This window comes from Hymenobacter agri (genome assembly GCF_054778495.1).
In genome coordinates this window covers 1-4,134 of the sequence record NZ_BAAGZM010000386.1, presented here as the reverse complement: position 1 = coordinate 4,134, position 4,134 = coordinate 1, and the positions used below count along the sequence as shown (strand labels likewise).

Here is a 4,134-nt window from a genome sequence, read left to right as displayed (position 1 = left end):
GACTGCGGCCCAGCGGCGAGTTCACGGCGTGGGCGTAGTCGTTCAGGGCCTGGCGGTAGCGGGGGAGTTGAGCCAGCTGGTCGGCTACGGCAGTGGCGGGGGCGGGGCGGCCCAGGCTGAGCGTATGGCGCAGTTCGTCGAGCAGGACCTTTTTGTTGGTTTTGTGGCTGTGCAGCTCCAGGCAGGCTGCACCCAGGCCCAGCGCGTCGAGGCGGCGCTTCACCACTTCGAGCGCGGCCATCTTCTCGGCCACGAACAACACTTTTTTGCCCACCCCGATGGCCTCGGCCAGCAGGTTGGCAATAGTTTGCGACTTACCCGTGCCGGGCGGGCCTTGGATAATCAGGTTGCGGCCCTCGCGCACGGCCAGCAGCGCCAGTAGCTGCGACGAGTCGGCGTCGAGCACTTGGTGCAGCTCGGTGGCCGGGCTGTCGGTGTCGAGAAAAGCGTCGTCGGCCAGGGTAGGCGGCGCGTCCTGAAAACCGGTTTCCGCACCCAGCAGGGCCTGCATGGCGGGATGCTCGAGCAGGCCGTGGCCGGCGGGCCAGCTGGCCGGGTCGAGGTCGCGGTAGAGCAGGAGTTTGCCAAACGAGAAAAAGCCCAGCGCGATATCATCCGTCGCGACGTGCCAGCGCGGCAAGCCGGCTATTGCAGCAGCTGTCGCCGCAAAATAGCTGGCCAGAGAAGCCTCCTCATCCAGTTCCGGCAGCGGCAGCTCCATCCCGAAGCTGGCCCGCAGCCGGGCTTGCAGCGAGCTGTTGCTTTCGACCTCAGCGCCGGAGTAGCGCAGCCGGAACGGCTCGGTGGCCGTGCCGCGCTCCAGCACCACCGGCACCAGCACCAGCGGGGCCTGCCGGGGCTCGGCGCTGCTGTCGGCCTCGTACCAGGTCAGCATACCCAAAGCCAGAAAGAGGATGTTTACGCCTTGCTCCTCCAGGCTGGTGCGGGCGGTGTAGTAGGTGTTCAGCAGGCGGCGTTCGAGGCGGGCCGCAGGCTCAGTGGTTTGCAGCGTGTTGTCGGGGAGGCGGGTCGTCGGCTCGGTTTCGGTGGGCGGCGCCGGAGCATCGACCACGCCCTGGAAGTACATGGCTTTGCCCCGGCGCACCAGCAGCTCGTACACGGCAGCCGCGCTTTCGCCCACCACGGCCACGCCCCGGCTGGCCGAGGGCCGGTAGTTGAGCAGCGGGTTGCGCAGGCTCAAATCAAGCAGCTCTTGGCGCGCGGCGGCGAGGCGGGCGGCCAGAGTGGGAGCGGGAGCCGAAGAATCGGGTGGGTTCAAACGTAAAACGGGCAGTTGAAGCGACGGCGCAGGACCACCCGCAACTTACGCCGCAACCGGGGCTTCAGCAGCAGTTGTGGGTTTGGATTCTGCGGCAGCTGTTGGCCAGCTATATGGGGTGCTTCGTTGGCGTCCTGAATTCCTGTTTCGCGTTTACGGAATTCATCTATTTAGCGCATTTCGTAAACGTTGAATCGTAGACGAGTTTCTTAAACCCGCGGGGCGCAGCAGCGGCTTGCAATTCCTTGGTATCGGGTAGTTGGTGAGTGTATGTCGAAAGGAGCGTTTCTTTTGATGCCAGTAGCGAGTAACTTGTACTCACTTTTCCTCTCGCCCTATGGCCATGCGCCTCCTTCTGCTCACGTGGCTTCTGCCTGTTGCCTCTTGGGGCCAAACCGGCAAACCAGCCCCGATAAGCGCCGTCCCGGCCAAACAAGCTACCCTTCGGCCAAGGCCGACCATTGAGCAGGCGCTAACCGGCATGGTTAACATCCGCATTATGGAACTGGCGGCCCCGACCTATCTCTATCGGCATCTGCGCGATTCCAGCAATCAGCCCGCCCCAGGGGAGCTTAGGCGGGGGCTTTTTGTCATTGTAAAAAAAGCGTACCCGCGTTGGTTAACGGTTCAGCTCGCTGTTAGTCCCACTCAATTTTCGGGTGACAACACCACCTATTACATTCCCATAACCGCGACGGTAGGCTCAAAAACGTACATTGTTTTGTAGCCACTTAAAAACCTGCTCCGTTCAGCAAAACGGTCGTACAGTAAACGCGCCATTCAGCATCAAGAATGAATACGCTTCCCAGTGAACACCCATGCGTTGCCCGGTCAGCTCATCCGTCGAGCAGTATAAATCTGCTATCAATCCTTCCGCAGCTGCTGAATGTGCTACTTTCACCGCATGCGTTTCTTTGAGGATAAGGACTGGATGGATAAGGTGCCGGGCGTGGTCTGGGTGGTGGCCATCGGTGTGGTGACGAGCGTAGTGGTAGCGGTAGGCGTGGCCCTGGTGGCGGGCGGCTTGTGGCTGACCGACTGGCCCGGCTGAAAAACGTAACGCCACGAAGCCCCAGCCGCATCAGCTGCCGGGGCTTCTTTATGCTTTTGAGGCTTTTCGTTTTGCTACCCCACCAGCTCCGGCGTGCGGCCCAGCTTCGAGTTCTTATATCCGTAGCCGAAATACACGGCCAGCCCAATGAGCAGCCACACGAAAAACAGCGTCCAGTTGCTGATGCCCAGCTCCGTCATCAGGTACAGGTTGATGAGCAGGCCCAGCGTGGGCAGCAGCGAGAGCCGCTTGCGGAACGAAAGGATGCTTAGGCCGATGCAAAACAGGAAAAACACCAGCGTCGGAATCTGGTGGGCGAAGCCGCCGGTTACTTTGCCGCTCAGCGCGTCGTGCTCCAGCCAGCCGTGCTGCCCGCTTATGTCGGCCATAAACGCCGCGTTGCTGGCCCCGTTATAGCGCACCACCAGCCACGCGCCCACCGCCAGAATGAGCGGCACGAGCCACTGCCCGTTGATGTAGGGCACCTTGAAGCGGGCTTCCGACTTGCCGTAAGGGTCGATAATCAGAATGCCGCCGCACACCAGCGCAAACGCGAACAGCGTGCCGATGGATGTCAAATCCACCACCAAATCCATGTTCAGAATGAGGGCCGGTACCGCCACGAAAAAGCCCGTGACGATGGTCGCGAACGAGGGCGTATGGAACTTCGGATGAATCTTTGAAAACACCGTGGGCAGCAAGCCGTCGCGGCTCATGGTCAGCCAGATGCGCGGCTGGCCCAACTGAAATACCAGCAGCACTGAGGCCATGGCAAACACCGCACTTACGGCCACCAGACCCGAGAGGCGCGACAAGCCCACTTTAGCAAATACGAACGACAGCGGGTCGCCCACGCCAAGCTCGGTATAGGGCACCATGCCCGTGAGTACTAGTGTGATAATTACATACAGCACCGTGCAGATAATCAGTGCGTACATCATGGCCTTGGGCAAATCGCGCTGCGGGTTTTTGCATTCCTCGGCCGTGGTCGAGATGGCATCGAAGCCGATGTAGGCGAAGAACACGGCCGACACGCCCTTCAGCACGCCGCCCACGCCGTTGGGGGCGAAGGGCGTCCAGTTGTTGGGGTTCACATAGAACGCGCCCACCACAATCACGATGAAGACGATAATCAGCTTCAACAAAACCAGCAGGTTAGAGGCGTTTTTGCTTTCCTTGATGCCCACATACACCAGTGCCGTAATGGCCACCGTGATGAGGAAAGCGGGCAGGTCGATAACCAGGTGCAGCGAGTCGCTTAGGGCCGGGGCCATCATCCAAGCCTTGTAGCCGTCGAGCTGGGCCGGAGATACGGCGGCCGTGGCTTCGGCCAGCGTTTTGCCGCTTTGCACCAGCGCCTGCACGGCCTCGTAGCCGGCGTGGCCCGTTTGGGTGCCCATTGTGAGCCAGAGCGGAATGTGCAGCCCGATGCCATCCAGGAGCCCGGTGAAGTAGTCGGACCACGAAATAGCCACCACAATATTGCCCACCGCATACTCCATAATCAGCGCCCAGCCAATAATCCAGGCCGCCAACTCGCCAAACGAGGCGTAGGCATAGGTATAAGCCGAGCCCGAAACCGGAATGGTAGCCGCAAACTGCGCATAGCACAGCGCCGAAAACGCGCAGGCAATGGCCGTGAACACGAACAGCAGCGACACCGCCGGGCCGCCATCGAGGCTGGCTTTGCCGATGGTGCTGAAAATGCCGGCCCCGATAATGGCCGCAATGCCCAGCGCCGTGAGGTCGCGCACGGTGAGGTGGCGGGCCAGGCCGCCGGGGGCCGCGCCTTCGTGGTCGGCCG

4 protein-coding genes are annotated in these 4,134 nt (G+C 61.4%); 2 read left to right on the top strand and 2 right to left on the bottom strand.

Features of this window, described 5'->3' with window-relative positions:
- Positions 1-1,279 (bottom strand): DUF4011 domain-containing protein (locus ACYVDE_RS16225; protein ID WP_460502590.1); only part of this gene is annotated, 1,279 nt, incomplete at its 3' end.
- Positions 1,280-1,616: 337 nt separating this feature from the next.
- Here ACYVDE_RS16225 and ACYVDE_RS16220 point away from each other — a divergent pair.
- Both ACYVDE_RS16220 and ACYVDE_RS16215 read left to right on the top strand, forming a co-directional pair.
- A complete protein-coding gene (locus ACYVDE_RS16220; protein ID WP_460502588.1) occupies positions 1,617-2,006 on the top strand; it encodes a hypothetical protein in 390 nt (129 codons plus the stop codon).
- 177 nt (positions 2,007-2,183) lie between these two features.
- Positions 2,184-2,330, top strand: coding sequence for a hypothetical protein (locus ACYVDE_RS16215; RefSeq protein WP_460502587.1), 147 nt, complete (start codon positions 2,184-2,186; stop codon positions 2,328-2,330).
- Between the two features lie 74 nt (positions 2,331-2,404).
- Here ACYVDE_RS16215 and ACYVDE_RS16210 read toward each other — a convergent pair.
- Positions 2,405-4,134: amino acid permease (locus ACYVDE_RS16210; RefSeq protein WP_460502586.1), on the bottom strand; the 1,730-nt coding region annotated here is incomplete at its 5' end.

Excerpts from the sequence above, each read along its gene's own strand:
- ACYVDE_RS16220 (WP_460502588.1), top strand. The coding sequence starts at position 1,617 with ATGGCCATGCGCCTCCTTCTGCTCACGTGGCTTCTGCCTGTTGCCTCT.
- ACYVDE_RS16215 (WP_460502587.1), top strand. The coding sequence starts at position 2,184 with ATGCGTTTCTTTGAGGATAAGGACTGGATGGATAAGGTGCCGGGCGTG.